Consider the following 15502-nt stretch of genomic DNA (forward strand, 5'->3'; position numbering starts at 1 on the left):
TGTAGGAGCTGTCGAGTGCAACGAGGCTGCGATCTTTTGACCTTTATATATGTAAACGCGACACGAAAATGTCGCGTATCGGATAGATCGCACCCTAACAGTGCGTTTGTCGGGCAAATTCGTTAGGCTAGCAGCCATTTTTGCGTCCGCGGCCCACAAGGTTGCTACGCGCTAAACGGGTCGGTCCTATACGGACCGACAGCATTTCCCTCACCCCTCAGGGAAATCCCTCTCTAAATTCCGATTCAGTAGTGTGGTATTTCCTTAATGAAAGTGTTGAAAGGCCAGGACATCCTGGCACTTGGTTTTATGACGTTTGCCCTGTTTGTCGGGGCTGGCAACATCATCTTCCCGCCTATCGTCGGTCTGCAGTCCGGTCCAAATGTCTGGATGGCGGCGCTGGGCTTTCTGATCACTGCGGTTGGTTTGCCGGTGATCACCGTCGTCGCCCTGGCCAAGGTCGGTGGCGCCATGGATGCCTTGAGCAGCCCGATCGGCAAAGTCGCCGGTGGCCTGCTGGCGGCCGCGTGCTACCTTGCTGTCGGCCCGCTGTTCGCGACACCGCGCACCGCCACCGTGTCGTTCGAAGTCGGCCTGGCGCCGCTGACCGGCGAGAGCCCGCTGGCGCTGTTCCTCTACAGCTCGGTGTACTTCCTGCTGGTGTTCTTCATCTCGCTCTATCCGGGCCGGCTGCTGGATACCGTCGGACGTTTCCTCGCACCGCTGAAGATCATCGCCCTGGCCGCACTTGGCATCGCCGCGTTTGCATTGCCGGCCGGGGATGTCGGCGTGGCCACCCCGGAATACGTGGTGGCACCGTTCTCCCAAGGCTTCATCAATGGTTACCTGACCATGGATACCCTGGGCGCGCTGGTATTTGGCATTGTCATTGTCAACGCAATCCGTTCCCGTGGCGTCGAGTCGCCGGTGTTGATTACCCGTTACGCGATCATCGCCGGGCTGATTGCCGGCGTGGGTCTGGCGCTGGTTTATGTCAGCCTGTTCCGTCTCGGTTCGGGCAGCCATGAAGTGGCCGCGGGTGCCACCAACGGTGCGGCGGTGTTGCACGCTTACGTGCAACACACCTTCGGCTCTCTGGGTAGCGGTTTTCTGGCGGTGCTGATTTCTCTGGCCTGTCTGGTGACGGCGGTGGGTCTGACCTGCGCCTGCGCCGAATACTTCAGCCGTGTGCTGCCGCTGTCCTACAAGACGTTGGTCATCATCCTGGCGGTGTTCTCGCTGTTTGTGTCTAACCTGGGCCTCACCAAGCTGATTGCGTTCTCGATCCCGGTGCTGACCGCGATCTACCCTCCGTGCATTGCCTTGGTCGCCCTGAGCTTCTGCAAGGACTTCTGGCATGAGCAGGGCCGCATCGTCGGTCCGGTGATGCTGGTGTCGTTCATCTTCGGTTTGATCGACGCCCTCAAGGGCGCGGGTCTGGCGGACTGGATGCCGACTCAGTTGTCCCACCTGCCGCTGAGCGAGCAAGGCCTGGCCTGGCTGGTGCCGTCGGTCATGACCCTGGTCGTCGCGGTGGTTTGCGATCGCATGCTGGGCAAGCGCGAAGAAGTACTGGCTTAAGCCGCTTCATGGCCCGCCACAAGCGGGTCGTGAACACACATGGAAATGCCCCGTATCAGTCGATACGGGGCATTTTTTATGGGCATGATGCAGTGTCTTTTTTTGTGAGCTAACGTCGAAGCACTGCGAAGATCTCATGTGGGAGCGGGCTTGCTCGCGAAGACGGCTTATCATTCAACATTGATGTCGACTGACCCACCGCTTTCGCGAGCAAGCCCGCTCCCACAGGGTTTTGGTATTCCGTTCACACATCACAAGGACCTGCATGTCGTTCATCCACGCCAACATGATCCACATCCTCGCCGCGCTCTGGTTCGCCATCTGCTGGGGCGGTTACACCCGTTATGCGACGTGGAAGGGCCGCGACACCGCGTGCCTGGCCAGCGTGCTGCACCTTTATCGCGAAGACTGGATGCGCCGCATGCTGTTGCGCGACAACCGTATCGCTGACGCCAGCGTGATCGGTAACCTGGAGCGCAACGCCTCGTTCTTCGCCTCCAGCACACTGATTATCCTGGCCGGTATTCTCACGGTGCTCGGAGCCTCCGAACGGGCGGTGTCGTTGTTGGCGGATATCCCGATGGTGCAACAGGCATCCCAGGGGATGTCGGAGATCAAGTTGCTGTGCCTGGCGCTGGTCTTTGTCTATGCGTTCTTTACGTTCAGCTGGTGCATGCGCCAATACAACTTTGCGGCCATTCTGGTGGGCTCGGCACCTATGGTCGGTGAGCGTCACGTTTCCGAACAAGAGCGCAAAGCCTTTGCTGCCCGGGCGGCCCGCGTCATTTCCATGGCCGCCAACCAGTTCAACTTCGGACTGCGCTCTTACTACTTCGGCATGACCATGCTGGCCTGGTTCGTCAGCCCGTGGTTGTTCATGTTGATGAGTACCGGCGTGGTGCTGGTGTTGTATCGCCGGGAGTTTCATTCCGACGTTCTCGACGTGATGGTCTATACACCTACAGAGGCGCCATTGCCCGAGGCGATTAAAGAGGCTGTTTGATGAGTATTCCGTTCTGGTGTGTATTTATCAGCGCACTGCTGATTTATGTGGCGAGGATTCCGGTCGCCAGGGCGATGAGCGAGCAGGGTGGTTACGACAACCACTTGCCGCGCCAGCAACAGACGCTACTGACAGGCTTTGGTGCCCGTGCGTTGGCGGCTCATCAAAACTGCTTCGAGGCGTTCATTCTGTTCGCGGTGGGGGTGTTGATGGCGCACACCACGCAAACGGCGGGGTGGCTGATCGACTTGCTGGCAATCATCTTCGTGATTACACGAATCATTTATTTGCTGTGCTATTGGGTTGATCTGGCGTGGCAGCGGAGCCTGGTATGGTTCGTCGGACTAGTGTGTTCGTTGCTGTTGATGATTAGTCCGACTTTTAAAACTATTTTGCTGTAACACCTGCTTTGCAAAAAACAGGCAAAAGAAAACCCGCACTTGGCGGGTTTTCTTTATCACGCTAAAAACTGTTTTAGTTTTTAGGTGCTTCTTTTGCTGCAGCTTCGTTCGATTCAGCCTGAGCTTTGGCAGCTTCGGCGTTTTCTTTCGCAGCGTCGTTCACTTTATCCTGAGCTTTGCTCATGTCTTGCTGAGCTTGCTCAGCATGTTTGGCTGCATCTTGAGCTTTGTCCTCGGATTTTTTATCGCAGGCTGCGAGACCGAGGGAAGCGGTCAACATCAAGGCAATAGCTAAAGTCTTACGCATGGGGTGTTTCTCCTTATGGAAAATATCTACTGGCCTTTCGAGCGCAGCCCATAGCGTTAAGTTCCTCAATTCATACAGATATATAAGTTTATTCCGACGGGAACTTTTACTAAAAACGCCTAGTGCGTTGCCTGAACACTAAGAAGAGTTTTATCAACATGGCCGAAAACCCCGTTTTTGAGCGAGCTACACGATTTCTATCGGCGCTGCGACATTGTCAGGTACTTGGGCTGCGGGTTCACAGCGCCAGCGGTGATGGACTAACGGTCATCCTGCCGTACAGTCCGCAAATTGTTGGCAACCCGCAAACCGGCGTGATTCATGGCGGGGCGCTGACTTCGCTGATGGACACGGCTTGCGGCATGTCCACCCTTTGCGTGCTGCCCGAGTTCGAAGTGTGTCCAACCCTCGACCTGCGCATCGACTACATGCACGCCGCCGAGCCGCATAAAGATGTCTACGGTTTTGCCCAGTGCTACCGGGTGACCACAGATGTGATCTTTGCTCGCGGTTTCGCCTACCAGGACGATCCCGAGCAGCCCATTGCCCATGTAGTGGGCACCTTCATGCGCATGGGCAAAGCCATCAAGGGCACCAAAGGCTTTGGCGGCGTCATCGCCGGAGGTGCGAAATGACCGATTCCTTCAAGGAACAACTTCAGCAGGCACATGAGCAGGGCGACTACGCCTCGCTGCTGCACCTGATCCCCTACGCCAAACTGATCGGCGTCGAATGTTCGCGGGTGGGGGATGATCTGCTGTTTCGTTTGCCGGCCAACAAGGACAACATTGGTAACCCTTTATTGCCGGCGATCCATGGCGGGGTGATTGCCGGGTTCATGGAGCTGTCCGCAGCGCTGCACCTGCTGATTTTCACCGGTTCGCCGGGTGTGCCGAAGATCATCGATTTCTCCCTCGATTATCTGCGCGCCGGGCAGTTTCGCGACACCTGGGCCAGATGCCAGGTTTGCCGGCAGGGGCGCCGGGTGGCCAACGTTGCGATTACGGCCTGGCAATGCACTGAAGCCGAACCGATTGCCACAGCCCGCGCTCATTTCAAAATTGAAGAGCCCTTGAAATCCTGAACTCAGCCCCCAACTTTGATGACAACCCGCCGCCGACCCTTCAGGTCGCGGCCACTGCCATCTGATTGGAGTTTGATGACCATGAGTGTGGAAACTCAAAAGGAAACCCTGGGCTTCCAGACCGAGGTGAAGCAGCTGCTGCACCTCATGATCCATTCGCTGTATTCCAACAAGGAAATTTTCCTTCGCGAATTGATCTCGAACGCCTCTGACGCTGTCGACAAATTACGTTTCGAAGCCCTGTCCAAGCCTGAGCTGCTGGAAGGTGGTGCCGAACTGAAAATCCGTGTGAGCTTCGACAAGGACGCTAAAACCGTCACCCTCGAAGACAACGGCATCGGCATGAGCCGTGAAGATGCGATCACCCACCTGGGTACCATCGCCAAATCCGGCACTGCCGATTTCATGAAACATCTCTCCGGCGATCAGAAAAAAGACTCGCACCTGATCGGTCAATTCGGTGTGGGTTTCTACTCTGCATTCATCGTCGCCGATAAAGTCGACGTGTTCAGCCGTCGTGCCGGTGCTGCTGCCAGCGAAGGCGTGCACTGGTCGTCCAAGGGCGAAGGCAATTTTGAAGTTGCCACCGTTGATAAAGCCGAGCGCGGCACCCGTATCGTCCTGCACCTGAAATCCGGTGAAGACGAGTTCGCCGATGGCTGGCGTCTGCGCAACATCATCAAGAAGTACTCCGACCACATCGCTCTGCCGATCGAGTTGCCGAAAGAAGTGGCAGCCGTTGAAGGCGAAGAGCAACCGGCCGTTGAATGGGAAACCGTCAACCGTGCCAGCGCGCTGTGGACTCGCCCTCGCACTGAAGTGAAAGACGAGGAATACCAGGAGTTCTACAAACACGTCGCTCACGACTTCGAGAACCCGCTGAGCTGGAGCCACAACAAGGTCGAAGGCAAGCTCGAATACAGCTCGCTGCTCTACGTGCCGGCCCGTGCTCCATTCGATTTGTACCAGCGTGAAGCGCCGAAAGGCCTGAAGCTGTACGTGCAGCGCGTGTTCGTGATGGATCAGGCAGAGTCGTTCCTGCCGCTGTACCTGCGCTTCATCAAAGGCGTAGTCGATTCCAACGACCTGTCGCTGAACGTGTCGCGGGAAATCCTGCAGAAAGACCCGATCATCGATTCCATGAAGTCGGCGCTGACCAAGCGCGTTCTCGACATGCTGGAAAAGCTGGCGAAGAACGAGCCTGAGCAATACAAGAGCTTCTGGAAAAACTTTGGCCAGGTCATGAAAGAAGGCCCGGCAGAAGACTTCGCCAACAAAGAGAAAATCGCTGGCCTGCTGCGTTTCGCATCGACCAACGGTAAAGAAGGCGAGCAAGTAGTGGGTCTGGCCGAATACCTGGCTCGCGCCAAGGAAGGTCAGGACAAGATTTATTACCTGACCGGCGAGAAGTTCGAAGCGGTTAAAGACAGCCCGCACCTGGAAGTCTTCCGCAAGAAAGGCATCGAAGTGCTGCTGCTGACCGACCGCATCGACGAGTGGCTGATGAGCTACCTCAGCGACTTCGACGGCAAGAGCTTTGTCGACGTGGCACGCGGTGATCTGGACCTGGGCAACCTGGATTCGGAAGAAGACAAGAAAGCTGCGGAAGAAGTCGCCAAGTCCAAAGAAGGTCTGGTTGAGCGTCTGAAAACTGCACTGGGCGATTCCGTCGCTGAAGTGCGGGTTTCACATCGCCTGACCGATTCCCCGGCGATTCTGGCCATCGGCGAGCAGGACTTGGGCATGCAGATGCGTCAGATCCTCGAAGCCAGCGGTCAGAAGGTTCCTGAATCGAAGCCGATCTTCGAATTCAACCCGGCTCACCCGCTGATCGAGAAGCTCGACAACGAGCAGAGCGACGAACGCTTCGGCGACCTGTCGCACATCCTCTTCGATCAGGCGGCCCTGGCTGCCGGCGACAGCTTGAAAGACCCGGCCGCCTACGTGCGCCGTCTCAACAAGCTGCTGGTTGAACTGTCGGTTTAACTGCGTTGTACAAAAACCCGCTTCGGCGGGTTTTTTTATTCTGGTGTCTTTTACTGGGAGTTAGTCATGAGCCAAATCACTGTTCGTTCCGTCGCTTATCAGATTGATGGCCAGTCGTATGAAAGCCGTCTGGCGTTCGATGCCGACCACAAGGGCCCACGCCCCGGTCTGTTGATGGCGCCGAACTGGATGGGCGTCAGCGCCGGTGCCGAGGAGATCGCCAAGTCTGTTGCGTCCAAGGGTTATGTGGTGCTGATCGCGGACCTCTACGGTCAGTCGGTCCGTCCGCAGAACGGTGACGAGGCGGGTGCAGCCATGATGCCGCTCAAGCATGATCGGCCGTTGTTGCGAAAACGCATGCAAGCAGCGTTCGATCAGCTGCAAATCCAGGACGAAGCGGCTGTCGATACCTCGAAGCTGGCGACCTTTGGTTTCTGCTTCGGTGGTTGCTGCGCGCTGGACCTGGCGCGCACCGGAGCGCCAGTGAAGGCTGCGGTGTCGTTCCACGGAACGCTGGATTCGCCGAATCCGGCGGATGCCAGGAACATCAAAGGCTCGGTGTTGGTGCTGCACGGCGCATCCGATCCATTGGTGCCGAAAGAGCAGCTGCCGGCGTTTGAAGCTGAAATGAATGCGGCGGGCGTGGATTGGCAACTGCTGAGCTACGGCGGCGCGGTGCATTCCTTCACCGATCCGCACGCCAATGTGCCGGGCATGATGATGTATGACGCGAAGACGGCGGGGCGTGCGTTTACCTCGATGCACAACTTGCTGGATGAAGTGTTTAAAGGCTAAAAGCAAAAAGCCCCTCACCCTAACCCTCCCGAAACGTCGGACCGCCCGGAGGGAGAGGGGACTGACGAGGGGGGCTGTAGATATTTTGCGACCGGGGAAATAGAGTCGAACTCAGGAACTAAAAGCTATGGAGATCGGCTCCCTTTCCCCCTCTCCCCCGTGGGGAGAGGGCTGGGGTGAGGGGTGATTTTTCAGCCAGCCATAACTCTTAACCCCGACGCTATCTACCGCGGCAATTCGATCCTTTCGCTTTCCCCCGGCACCGTCGGCCAATCCCCGGCCGCCCAGCGTCGCCGCGCTTCATCGATCAACGCCGGATCGCTCGCCACAAAATTCCAGTTGATCCGCCGCGGCCCATCCAGCGGCGCCCCGCCAAACAGCACGGCATGACAGTCGCTTTCAGCGAACAGTGTCATCTCTTCCCCGACCGGCAACACCACCAGCGAATGCGGCTCTATCAACTCGCCATCCAGTTGCACCTCGCCGTCCAGCACATACAACGCCCGTTCTTCATGCTCGGTGGGAATCAGCAATGTGGTCGCCGTTTGCAGGTTCAATTCGGCATACAGCGTAGGAGAAAGCACCGGGACCGGTGATTCCAGGCAAAAGCCTGACCCGGCAATCATCCGGATCTTCACTCCCAGGTTATCGCTGACCGGCAGCGTGGCCGCCGGATGGTGGCTGTAGTGTCCGGGACCGTGCTCTTTATCTTTCGGTGAGGCCAGCCAAATCTGCAAACCGTGCATCGTGAAGCCGCTGTCCTTCAATGCCTCAGGCGTGCGCTCGACATGGGCAATCGCGCTGCCCGCCGTCATCCAGCTGACATCACCGGCCTCCACCACCTGATCGGAGCCGAGGCTGTCCTTGTGCTGGATTTTTCCTTCGAACAAGTACGTGAGGGTCGACAGACCTATGTGCGGATGCTGACGGATGTTCATGCCTTTTCCCGCCTCATAGCGGGTTTCGAGCATGTGGTCGAAAAACACGAAAGGCCCGACGCTGCGGCATTTGGCTGACGGCAGCGGGCGAAGAATCGGCTGGCCTTCGACATCTTCGGCGCGGGGACGGATCACGAGCGGAGTGTTCATGCTGCATTCCAGGCTGAGCGGGTAATGCGTGGAGCATAACCCGCTTGCGCAGCCCTTGCCGCTATTGGCTGAAGGCACCTTCAGACAGGTGCGTTTCGATGCTGACGTCGGTGGTGGTCATCAACTTGTGGACCGGGCAACGGTCGGCCACGCGGTGCAGCTCATCGCGCTGGGCATCGGTGAGCACACCTTTGAGGGTCAGTTTGACGTGCAGGGCATATTTACCTTTCTGCTCTTCGCTGTTGTCACGTTTGACTTCGACTGTGACACCGGTCAGCGGGATGTCTTTCTTCTTTGCGTACATCTTCAGGGTCAGGGCCTTGCAGGCGCCGAGGGCCGCGTCGAAGTAATCGTGTGGCTCGGGCGCCGAGCCTTCGCCGCCGGCGAGTGTCGGTACGTCGGCAAAGAGTTGATGGTCATCGATCTGTACGCTGTGACGAAAACCTTCGGTGGAGACGGTGTTGACGGTGACAGTCATGGGAAACCTCGCAGGTAACAGGAAAAGTCATTCGATCAAAAAAGACCTTGAAGGTATAGAGCACTCCTCCTGTTACGCGTTCCACTTTCTTACAGCGCATTCCCATGCGGTCTGAACGCCGAGCGGATTTGTCGCACCCGTGACGCTACCGGCTGGCTGTGCAAGGTTGCGGGTGGCGCCATCCCGGCCTATGGTCCAAGCGATACTTTGCCGCGACTGGCGCGCAATGATTCGACGCCGGTCGCTGTCCATCCAGTGCTGATTTGCGTAGCGAGGTGACGACATGCCCACCGACTCCCGACCCGCCGTACTCGAACTGATCGGCAATACGCCACTGGTGCGCGTCAGCCGTTTCGATACCGGCCCGTGCACGCTGTTCCTCAAGCTTGAATCGCAGAACCCCGGCGGCTCGATCAAGGATCGCATCGGCCTGGCGATGATCGACGCCGCCGAGCGCGATGGCAGCCTGCGCCCCGGCGGCACCATCGTCGAAGCTACCGCCGGCAACACCGGCCTTGGCCTGGCCCTGGTCGGTCGTGCCAAGGGTTACCGAGTGGTGTTGGTGGTGCCGGACAAGATGTCCACCGAGAAGGTCTTGCACCTCAAGGCGATGGGCGCCGAGGTGCACATCACCCGCTCCGACGTCGGCAAGGGCCATCCCGATTACTACCAGGACGTTGCGGCGCGGCTGGCGCAGGAAATTCCCGACGCTTTCTTCGCCGATCAATTCAACAACCCGGCCAACCCGCTGGCCCACGAGTGCAGCACCGCGCCGGAGATCTGGGCGCAGACTCAGCATGATCTGGACGCCATCGTCGTCGGCGTTGGCTCAGCCGGTACGCTGACCGGGCTGACCCGTTTCTTTCGCCGCGTGCAACCGGACCTGGTCATGGTGCTGGCCGATCCGGTCGGCTCGGTGATGGCCGAATACAGCCGCAGCGGCATCATGAGCACGCCCGGCTCCTGGGCGGTGGAGGGCATCGGCGAGGACTTCATTCCGTCGATTGCCGACCTGTCCAGCGTGCGTCACGCCTACTCGATCAGCGACGAGGAAAGCTTCGATCATGCCCGCCAACTGCTGCGCGCCGAAGGCATACTCGGCGGCTCTTCGACCGGCACACTGCTGGCGGCGGCGCTGCGTTATTGCCGCGAGCAGACCGAGCCGAAGCGGGTCGTCAGCTTCGTCTGCGACACCGGCACGCGCTACCTGTCGAAGGTCTACAACGACCAGTGGATGAACGATCAGGGCCTGCTGCAGTACAAACATTACGGCGATCTGCGCGACCTGATCTCGCGGCGCTTCGAGGATGGCCGGGTGATCAGCGTGGGCCCGGACGATACGCTGCTCACCGCGTTCCAGCGCATGCGCCTGGCGGATGTGTCGCAACTGCCGGTGCTGGAGGGCGGGCAGCGGCTGGTCGGGGTGATCGACGAATCCGACATTCTGCTGGGCATGCAAGAAGATGCTTCGCACTTTCGCGCGAGCGTGGCCAGCGCGATGACCGATAAGCTGCAAACCCTGCCTCCAGGCGCCAGTCTGGCTGAACTACGGGCGGAGCTCGACCGTGGGCTGGTGGCGATCATCGCCGACGCTTCGGGCTTCTACGGCTTGATTACTCGAGTCGACATGCTCATTCACTTACGGAGATCCCTTACATGAGTCAACACGATGAAAACGCTGTGCCACGCGCCTTCGCCACCCGTGTGATCCATGCCGGGCAAACGCCCGACCCTTCCACCGGGGCGCTGATGCCGCCGATTTACGCCAACTCCACCTATTTGCAGCAGAGCCCCGGTGTGCACAAGGGCTTCGACTACGGGCGCTCGCACAACCCGACGCGCTTTGCGCTGGAGCGTTGCGTTGCGGACCTCGAAGGCGGCTCCCAGGCCTTCGCGTTCGCGTCCGGGCTGGCGACGATTTCCACCGTGCTCGAATTGCTCGATGCTGATTCGCACATCGTCTCCGGCAACGACCTGTACGGCGGTACTTTTCGCCTGTTCGACAAAGTGCGCCGGCGCAGCGCCGGGCATCGCTTCAGCTTCGTCGACCTGACTGATGTGTCGGCCTTCGAAGCGGCGCTGCAGGACGATACACGGATGGTGATGGTCGAGACGCCGAGCAATCCTTTGCTGCGCCTCACCGACCTCGTTGCGATCGCGCGCATCTGCCGCCAGCGCGGCATCATTTGTGTGGCTGACAACACCTTTGCCAGTCCATGGATACAGCGCCCGCTGGAGCTGGGCTTCGACATCGTGCTGCACTCGACCACCAAGTACCTGAACGGCCACTCCGACGTGATCGGTGGCATCGCGGTGGTCGGACAAAACGCAGACCTGGCAGAGCGCCTGGGCTTTCTGCAGAACGCGGTAGGCGCGATCGCCGGGCCGTTCGACGCTTTCCTCACCTTGCGCGGCGTTAAGACCCTGGCGCTGCGCATGGAGCGCCACTGCAACAACGCGCTGGACCTGGCGCAATGGCTGGAGCGTCAGCCGCAGGTGGCGCGCGTCTATTATCCGGGCTTGCCGTCGCACCCGCAGCACAACCTGGCGCAGCGGCAGATGCGCGGTTTCGGCGGGATGATATCCCTCGACCTGAACAGCGACCTGGCCGGTGCCACGCGTTTCCTCGAGAGTGTGCGGATCTTTGCCTTGGCCGAGAGCCTGGGCGGGGTGGAAAGCCTGATCGAGCACCCGGCGATCATGACCCACGCCACCATCCCCGCGGATACTCGTGCGCAACTCGGCATCGGCGATGCGTTGGTGCGGTTGTCCGTGGGGGTCGAGGATGTCGAAGACCTGCGCGCCGACCTGGCACAGGCGCTGGCGCGGATCTGAGTTTCAGCAGGCAAAAAAAATCCGGAACCCTTAGCGGATTCCGGATTTTTGTGTCGAGCCGGATCAGCTGCCTTTGACAGCCTTGCCGTTGACCGTACCGTCGAGGAGCATGATGTTGTACTCCTTGCCGTCGGTTTCAACCTGTTGCAGACGAACCAGCAAGTAGTCCCAGTCCTTGGCGAACCAGAGGACGGTGATGCGCTTGCTTTGTGTCGGGTCGCGCACGCGCTCGACCTTGATTGCATCGATCTGGCCAGCTTTGGTGTCGACCTTTTCCGAACCCAGCACGCGGAAATCATAGGTATCGACTTCACCGTCGTCGACGACTTGATAGCTCATGCTTTTCTTGCCAGCGGCCACGTCGTGCTGCAGGGCCAGCTGATAAGTGGATTTGTCGACCATGCCGCGGTTGAGCGGGATCTTGACCGGGTCACCGCGATCGGTGCCGGTGACCATTTTGTTGGTCCAGTCGAAATCCAGGTCAGCCTTCTTGGCTTTACCCAGGCCGCCACGTTCGAAGTGGTAGGACTGCGGCAGCAAGGTGTCCTTGTCAAGCGTCAGGGTGCTTTCTTCGGTCAGGCTGGCGATCATCATCGAGGCCTTGAAGCTGAGCTTCCAGGCGCCGTTGGCTTGCTTGGTCAGGCTGCGTTCAGCGGTGCCGCTCATGGGCAACTGCTTCCAGTCAGCGGTATAGCTGGCGGAGAAAGGTTGAAGTTCTGCAGCCTGCGCAAATGGCAGTGCGAGCAGAGCGCAAGCGAAGAGCAGGGCACGACGCATAAAATCTCCTAGGTTCGAATCAAGTGGCCGCTGGCCGCGAGTAACTTTCCATCCAGTAAAGCACCTTGCTCGCCGAGTGATAAACGACCTTCGGCAAACCAGCGTACAGCCAACGGGTAGATCAGGTGTTCCTGGGTATGAACTCGCTGCGCCAGACTCTGCGGCGAATCGTGCAACTCTACCGGTATTACTGCCTGTACGACCAGTGGTCCGCCATCGAGTTCCTCGGTGACGAAGTGCACGGAGCAGCCGTGTTCGGTATCGCCGGCTTCCAGCGCGCGCTGATGCGTGTGTAACCCTTTGTATTTGGGTAGCAGCGAGGGATGGATGTTGAGCAGGCGACCCGCGTAGTGGCGCACGAAGTCAGCGCTGAGAATGCGCATGAAGCCGGCCAGTACCACGAGTTTGGGGTTGAACGCGTCGATCAGTTCGATCAGCGCGGCATCGAAGGCCTCGCGGCCTTCGAAAGCCTTGTGATCCAGGGTGCGGGTGTCGATACCCGCGTCCCTGGCGCGTTGCAGGCCGTAAGCGTCGGCGCGGTTGGAAATCACCGCAGCGATGCGGGCCGGGCTGTCGCCGGTCCGCGTGCTGTCGATCAAGGCCTGCAAGTTACTGCCGGTGCCGGACAACAGCACCACCACATCACAGGTCTGGGACATCAATGAGCCTTGAGGTTCTTCAGTTCAACCTGAGCCGCGCCTTCGGCGGCGGTGGAGATCTGACCGATGACCCAAGGCTGCTCGCCGGCTTCACGCAGCACGTTCAGCGCGGTTTCAACGTGCTCTTGAGCGACGCAGATGACCATGCCCACGCCGCAGTTCAGCACGCGGTGCATTTCGTTTTCGTCAACGTTGCCTTTCTCTTGCAGCCAGTCGAACACGGCAGGACGGGTCCAGCTCGCGACGTCAACCACCGCTTGTGCGCCTTTTGGCAGAACGCGCGGGATGTTGTCCAGCAGGCCACCACCGGTGATGTGGGCCATGGCTTTGACGGCGCCGGTTTCCTTGATCAGCTTGAGCAGCGGCTTCACATAGATACGGGTCGGGGCCATCAGCAGGTCGGTCAGCGGTTTGCCGTCGAGCTGGATGTTTTCGATGTCGGCACCGGACACTTCGATGATCTTGCGGATCAGCGAGTAGCCGTTGGAGTGCGGGCCGGAAGACGGCAGGGCGAGCAGGGCATCGCCGGCAGCGACTTTGGAACCGTCGATGATTTCGGATTTTTCCACGACGCCGACGCAGAAGCCGGCCAGGTCGTAGTCTTCGCCTTCGTACATACCTGGCATTTCAGCGGTTTCGCCGCCAACCAGGGAGCAGCCGGACAATTCACAGCCAGCGCCAATGCCGGTCACGACCTGGGTCGCGGTTTCGACGTTGAGTTTGCCGGTAGCGTAGTAGTCGAGGAAGAACAGCGGCTCGGCGCCGCAGACCACCAGGTCGTTCACGCACATGGCAACCAGGTCGATGCCGATGCTGTCGTGCTTGTTCAGGTTCAGTGCCAGGCGCAGCTTGGTGCCAACGCCGTCAGTACCGGAAACCAGCACTGGCTGTTTGTAGCCGGCCGGGATTTCGCAGAGGGCGCCAAAACCGCCCAGGCCGCCCATGACTTCCGGGCGCGCAGTGCGCTTGGCGACGCTCTTGATGCGTTCGACCAATGCTTCACCGGCGTCGATGTCTACACCGGCGTCCTTGTAGCTCAGGGAGGGTTGCTTGCTCATGATCCAGGCCTTTAGGGGGGATTCAGGGGTAACGACCGAGTCCAGTGGGACCACCGAAACTGACGAAGGCGATTGCCATCCGCGAATTTCAGGGTGCCCGGCTGTTGCCGGTCTGCGAAGGCGCGCGATTTTATCAGGCTTGAGGGGCAGCGGCCATCCTCAGGCCGACGGCAGGGGCATATCAGCTTAAAAAAACCTTCATTGCCCGTGTTGGTCGCCTCCTTCATGGCTGTATAAGGTATCGCTATTAACCGTCTATCGTTAGGACAGTGCAAAAACTTACCAGGGTCAGGTGAATGTTTTGCTTGGGGGCGTGGTCACAGCCTTGCTCAATCCGGTTCACGCGGCCTGTTCCAGCCGCTCTTGTCGTCAGGAATCTTCCATGCGCTTTTTTTCCAGATTTTTGTTTGCGGGCTGTTTGTCATTGGTCAGCCTGGCGAGTCATGCCGAGACCGTCAAAAACCTGTATCAGGTGCGTCAGCCTGTCAGTGGTCAAACCCCGGAAGAGCGCGATCAAGCGACCCAGCAAGCGCTGGATACGCTGGTGTTGCGTCTGACCGGCGATCCCAAGGCCGCGCAAAGTCCGGGGTTGGCGGCGCTGCGCAAGGACCCGCAGCAAATCATCAGTCAGTACGGCTTTGACGCTGGCCCGCCGGAAGTGCTGAAGGTCGATTTCGACCCGGCCACCACCGAGCAAGCGTTGCGCCGTGCCGGGCTCTCGTTGTGGGGGGCGAACCGGCCTTCGATCCTCGGCTGGTGGTTGAACGACTCCACCGAGGGTTCGAGTCTGGTCGGCGATGGCCAGGCCAGTGCTGCACCGCTGCGCCGAGCAGCGCAACACCGTGGTTTGCCGCTGCGCTTGCCGCTGGCTGATCTGAGTGAGCAGATTGTCGCCACGGCACCGAATCTGGAAGGTACGGACGCGACGCCACTGCGCGGGGTATCGGAGCGTTACAACGCTGACGCCTTGCTCGCGGTGCATGCTCGTGAAGAGGGCGGCCAATGGCAGGCCAAGTGGCATTTGTGGCTGGGCGACAAGAAGGAGGCGGGCAGCGTAGAGGGTGCGGATCAGGCAGCGGTGGCCGATGCGGTGATGCTGGCGGTCAGTCAGCGGCTGGCGCCTCGTTTTGTCGTCAAACCGGGTGCTTCGGGCGAACAGTTGCTCGAAGTACAGGGCATGAATCTGGAACACTACGCGGCGCTTGGGCGTTTGCTGGAGCCGTTTGGTGCGCGCCTGCAAAGTGTCGACGGCGACCGGATTCTCTATCGGGTCAATGGCAGCGCCGAACAGTTGAAGGCGCAACTGTCGCTGGCGAATTTGCAGGAGGTTCCGGCCGGTGAAGCGCCGGCGCCAGTCGCACCGGTTCAGCCGGCCGAGGGTTCGGCGCCGGTAGTAGCGCCGACTCCGGCACCTGTGCCGCAGTTGCGATTCCGTTGGTAACGGTTTTCT

General features: G+C 59.5%; 16 protein-coding genes. 10 read left to right on the forward strand and 6 right to left on the reverse strand.

Annotation, left to right across the window (positions count from 1 at the left end; genetic code table 11):
* Positions 1-267: 267 nt before the first annotated feature.
* The 3 genes from brnQ (at position 268) to ACSQ87_RS09210 (ending at position 2985) form a co-directional block, all read left to right on the forward strand.
* A complete protein-coding gene (gene brnQ, locus ACSQ87_RS09200) occupies positions 268-1581 on the forward strand; it encodes a branched-chain amino acid transport system II carrier protein (protein ID WP_223430802.1) in 1314 nt (437 codons plus the stop codon).
* 265 nt (positions 1582-1846) lie between these two features.
* Complete coding sequence (locus tag ACSQ87_RS09205; protein WP_074874668.1) at positions 1847-2584, forward strand: DUF599 domain-containing protein; 738 nt, start codon at positions 1847-1849, stop codon at positions 2582-2584.
* Complete coding sequence (locus ACSQ87_RS09210) at positions 2584-2985, forward strand: MAPEG family protein (protein WP_223430801.1); 402 nt, start codon at positions 2584-2586, stop codon at positions 2983-2985. Before ACSQ87_RS09205 ends, ACSQ87_RS09210 begins: the two co-directional genes overlap by 1 nt.
* Before the next feature lie 73 nt (positions 2986-3058).
* Here ACSQ87_RS09210 and ACSQ87_RS09215 read toward each other — a convergent pair whose 3' ends face one another.
* Complete coding sequence (locus ACSQ87_RS09215) at positions 3059-3292, reverse strand: hypothetical protein (protein ID WP_150655145.1); 234 nt, start codon at positions 3290-3292, stop codon at positions 3059-3061.
* A gap of 158 nt (positions 3293-3450) precedes the next feature.
* Between ACSQ87_RS09215 and ACSQ87_RS09220 the strand changes: the two genes are divergently transcribed.
* From ACSQ87_RS09220 to ACSQ87_RS09235, 4 genes are all read left to right on the forward strand, one after another.
* Entirely contained in the window at positions 3451-3927 is a 477-nt protein-coding gene (locus ACSQ87_RS09220; RefSeq protein ID WP_223430800.1) for a PaaI family thioesterase, read from the forward strand.
* Positions 3924-4376: a PaaI family thioesterase gene (locus ACSQ87_RS09225; RefSeq protein ID WP_223430799.1), complete on the forward strand. Its 453-nt coding sequence runs from the start codon at positions 3924-3926 to the stop codon at positions 4374-4376. The genes ACSQ87_RS09220 and ACSQ87_RS09225 overlap by 4 nt, the downstream gene beginning before the upstream one ends.
* 81 nt (positions 4377-4457) lie before the next feature.
* A complete protein-coding gene (gene htpG, locus ACSQ87_RS09230; RefSeq protein WP_223430798.1) occupies positions 4458-6362 on the forward strand; it encodes a molecular chaperone HtpG in 1905 nt (634 codons plus the stop codon).
* Positions 6363-6428: 66 nt separating this feature from the next.
* On the forward strand, positions 6429-7157 hold the full coding sequence (locus ACSQ87_RS09235) for a dienelactone hydrolase family protein (protein WP_223430797.1): 729 nt from the start codon (positions 6429-6431) through the stop codon (positions 7155-7157).
* Positions 7158-7381: 224 nt separating this feature from the next.
* On the opposite strand, the gene ACSQ87_RS09240 is transcribed toward ACSQ87_RS09235, so the two are convergent.
* Together ACSQ87_RS09240 and ACSQ87_RS09245 are read right to left on the reverse strand one after the other, a co-directional pair.
* Positions 7382-8245 carry a pirin family protein gene (locus ACSQ87_RS09240; protein ID WP_223430796.1) on the reverse strand — a complete coding sequence of 288 codons (864 nt, stop codon included), beginning with the start codon at positions 8243-8245 and terminating at the stop codon, positions 7382-7384.
* A 61-nt stretch (positions 8246-8306) separates the two neighbouring features.
* Entirely contained in the window at positions 8307-8723 is a 417-nt protein-coding gene (locus tag ACSQ87_RS09245; RefSeq protein ID WP_223430794.1) for an OsmC family protein, read from the reverse strand.
* A gap of 283 nt (positions 8724-9006) precedes the next feature.
* Between ACSQ87_RS09245 and ACSQ87_RS09250 the strand changes: the two genes are divergently transcribed.
* Together ACSQ87_RS09250 and ACSQ87_RS09255 are read left to right on the forward strand one after the other, a co-directional pair.
* The gene (locus ACSQ87_RS09250; RefSeq protein WP_223430793.1) at positions 9007-10383 is read left to right on the forward strand and encodes a pyridoxal-phosphate dependent enzyme; all 1377 of its coding nucleotides are present in this window, start codon (positions 9007-9009) and stop codon (positions 10381-10383) included.
* Complete coding sequence (locus ACSQ87_RS09255) at positions 10380-11558, forward strand: trans-sulfuration enzyme family protein (RefSeq protein WP_223430791.1); 1179 nt, start codon at positions 10380-10382, stop codon at positions 11556-11558. Before ACSQ87_RS09250 ends, ACSQ87_RS09255 begins: the two co-directional genes overlap by 4 nt.
* A 63-nt stretch (positions 11559-11621) precedes the next feature.
* Here the strand turns inward: ACSQ87_RS09255 and ACSQ87_RS09260 are convergent, their stop codons facing one another.
* The 3 genes from ACSQ87_RS09260 to purM are packed head-to-tail and all read right to left on the reverse strand — an operon-like array spanning position 11622 to position 14052.
* Positions 11622-12335 (reverse strand): DUF3108 domain-containing protein, encoded by a 714-nt coding sequence (locus ACSQ87_RS09260; RefSeq protein ID WP_056744016.1) that lies wholly within the window; start codon positions 12333-12335, stop codon positions 11622-11624.
* Between the two features lie 8 nt (positions 12336-12343).
* Positions 12344-12994, reverse strand: coding sequence for a phosphoribosylglycinamide formyltransferase (gene purN / locus ACSQ87_RS09265; RefSeq protein WP_074880550.1), 651 nt, complete (start codon positions 12992-12994; stop codon positions 12344-12346).
* Positions 12994-14052: a phosphoribosylformylglycinamidine cyclo-ligase gene (gene purM / locus ACSQ87_RS09270; protein WP_008148639.1), complete on the reverse strand. Its 1059-nt coding sequence runs from the start codon at positions 14050-14052 to the stop codon at positions 12994-12996. The genes purN and purM overlap by 1 nt, the downstream gene beginning before the upstream one ends.
* A 382-nt stretch (positions 14053-14434) precedes the next feature.
* Between purM and ACSQ87_RS09275 the strand changes: the two genes are divergently transcribed.
* A complete protein-coding gene (locus ACSQ87_RS09275; protein ID WP_223430789.1) occupies positions 14435-15493 on the forward strand; it encodes a DUF2066 domain-containing protein in 1059 nt (352 codons plus the stop codon).
* Positions 15494-15502: the final 9 nt, after the last annotated feature.

The organism is Pseudomonas sp. LjRoot277 (assembly GCF_964253845.1).
GTDB lineage: Bacteria > Pseudomonadota > Gammaproteobacteria > Pseudomonadales > Pseudomonadaceae > Aquipseudomonas.

Excerpts from the sequence above, each read along its gene's own strand:
- brnQ (WP_223430802.1), top strand. The coding sequence starts at position 268 with ATGAAAGTGTTGAAAGGCCAGGACATCCTGGCACTTGGTTTTATGACG.
- ACSQ87_RS09205 (WP_074874668.1), top strand. The coding sequence starts at position 1,847 with ATGTCGTTCATCCACGCCAACATGATCCACATCCTCGCCGCGCTCTGG.
- ACSQ87_RS09210 (WP_223430801.1), top strand. The coding sequence starts at position 2,584 with ATGAGTATTCCGTTCTGGTGTGTATTTATCAGCGCACTGCTGATTTAT.
- ACSQ87_RS09215 (WP_150655145.1), bottom strand. The coding sequence starts at position 3,292 with ATGCGTAAGACTTTAGCTATTGCCTTGATGTTGACCGCTTCCCTCGGT.
- ACSQ87_RS09220 (WP_223430800.1), top strand. The coding sequence starts at position 3,451 with ATGGCCGAAAACCCCGTTTTTGAGCGAGCTACACGATTTCTATCGGCG.
- ACSQ87_RS09225 (WP_223430799.1), top strand. The coding sequence starts at position 3,924 with ATGACCGATTCCTTCAAGGAACAACTTCAGCAGGCACATGAGCAGGGC.
- htpG (WP_223430798.1), top strand. The coding sequence starts at position 4,458 with ATGAGTGTGGAAACTCAAAAGGAAACCCTGGGCTTCCAGACCGAGGTG.
- ACSQ87_RS09235 (WP_223430797.1), top strand. The coding sequence starts at position 6,429 with ATGAGCCAAATCACTGTTCGTTCCGTCGCTTATCAGATTGATGGCCAG.
- ACSQ87_RS09240 (WP_223430796.1), bottom strand. The coding sequence starts at position 8,245 with ATGAACACTCCGCTCGTGATCCGTCCCCGCGCCGAAGATGTCGAAGGC.
- ACSQ87_RS09245 (WP_223430794.1), bottom strand. The coding sequence starts at position 8,723 with ATGACTGTCACCGTCAACACCGTCTCCACCGAAGGTTTTCGTCACAGC.
- ACSQ87_RS09250 (WP_223430793.1), top strand. The coding sequence starts at position 9,007 with ATGCCCACCGACTCCCGACCCGCCGTACTCGAACTGATCGGCAATACG.
- ACSQ87_RS09255 (WP_223430791.1), top strand. The coding sequence starts at position 10,380 with ATGAGTCAACACGATGAAAACGCTGTGCCACGCGCCTTCGCCACCCGT.
- ACSQ87_RS09260 (WP_056744016.1), bottom strand. The coding sequence starts at position 12,335 with ATGCGTCGTGCCCTGCTCTTCGCTTGCGCTCTGCTCGCACTGCCATTT.
- purN (WP_074880550.1), bottom strand. The coding sequence starts at position 12,994 with ATGTCCCAGACCTGTGATGTGGTGGTGCTGTTGTCCGGCACCGGCAGT.
- purM (WP_008148639.1), bottom strand. The coding sequence starts at position 14,052 with ATGAGCAAGCAACCCTCCCTGAGCTACAAGGACGCCGGTGTAGACATC.
- ACSQ87_RS09275 (WP_223430789.1), top strand. The coding sequence starts at position 14,435 with ATGCGCTTTTTTTCCAGATTTTTGTTTGCGGGCTGTTTGTCATTGGTC.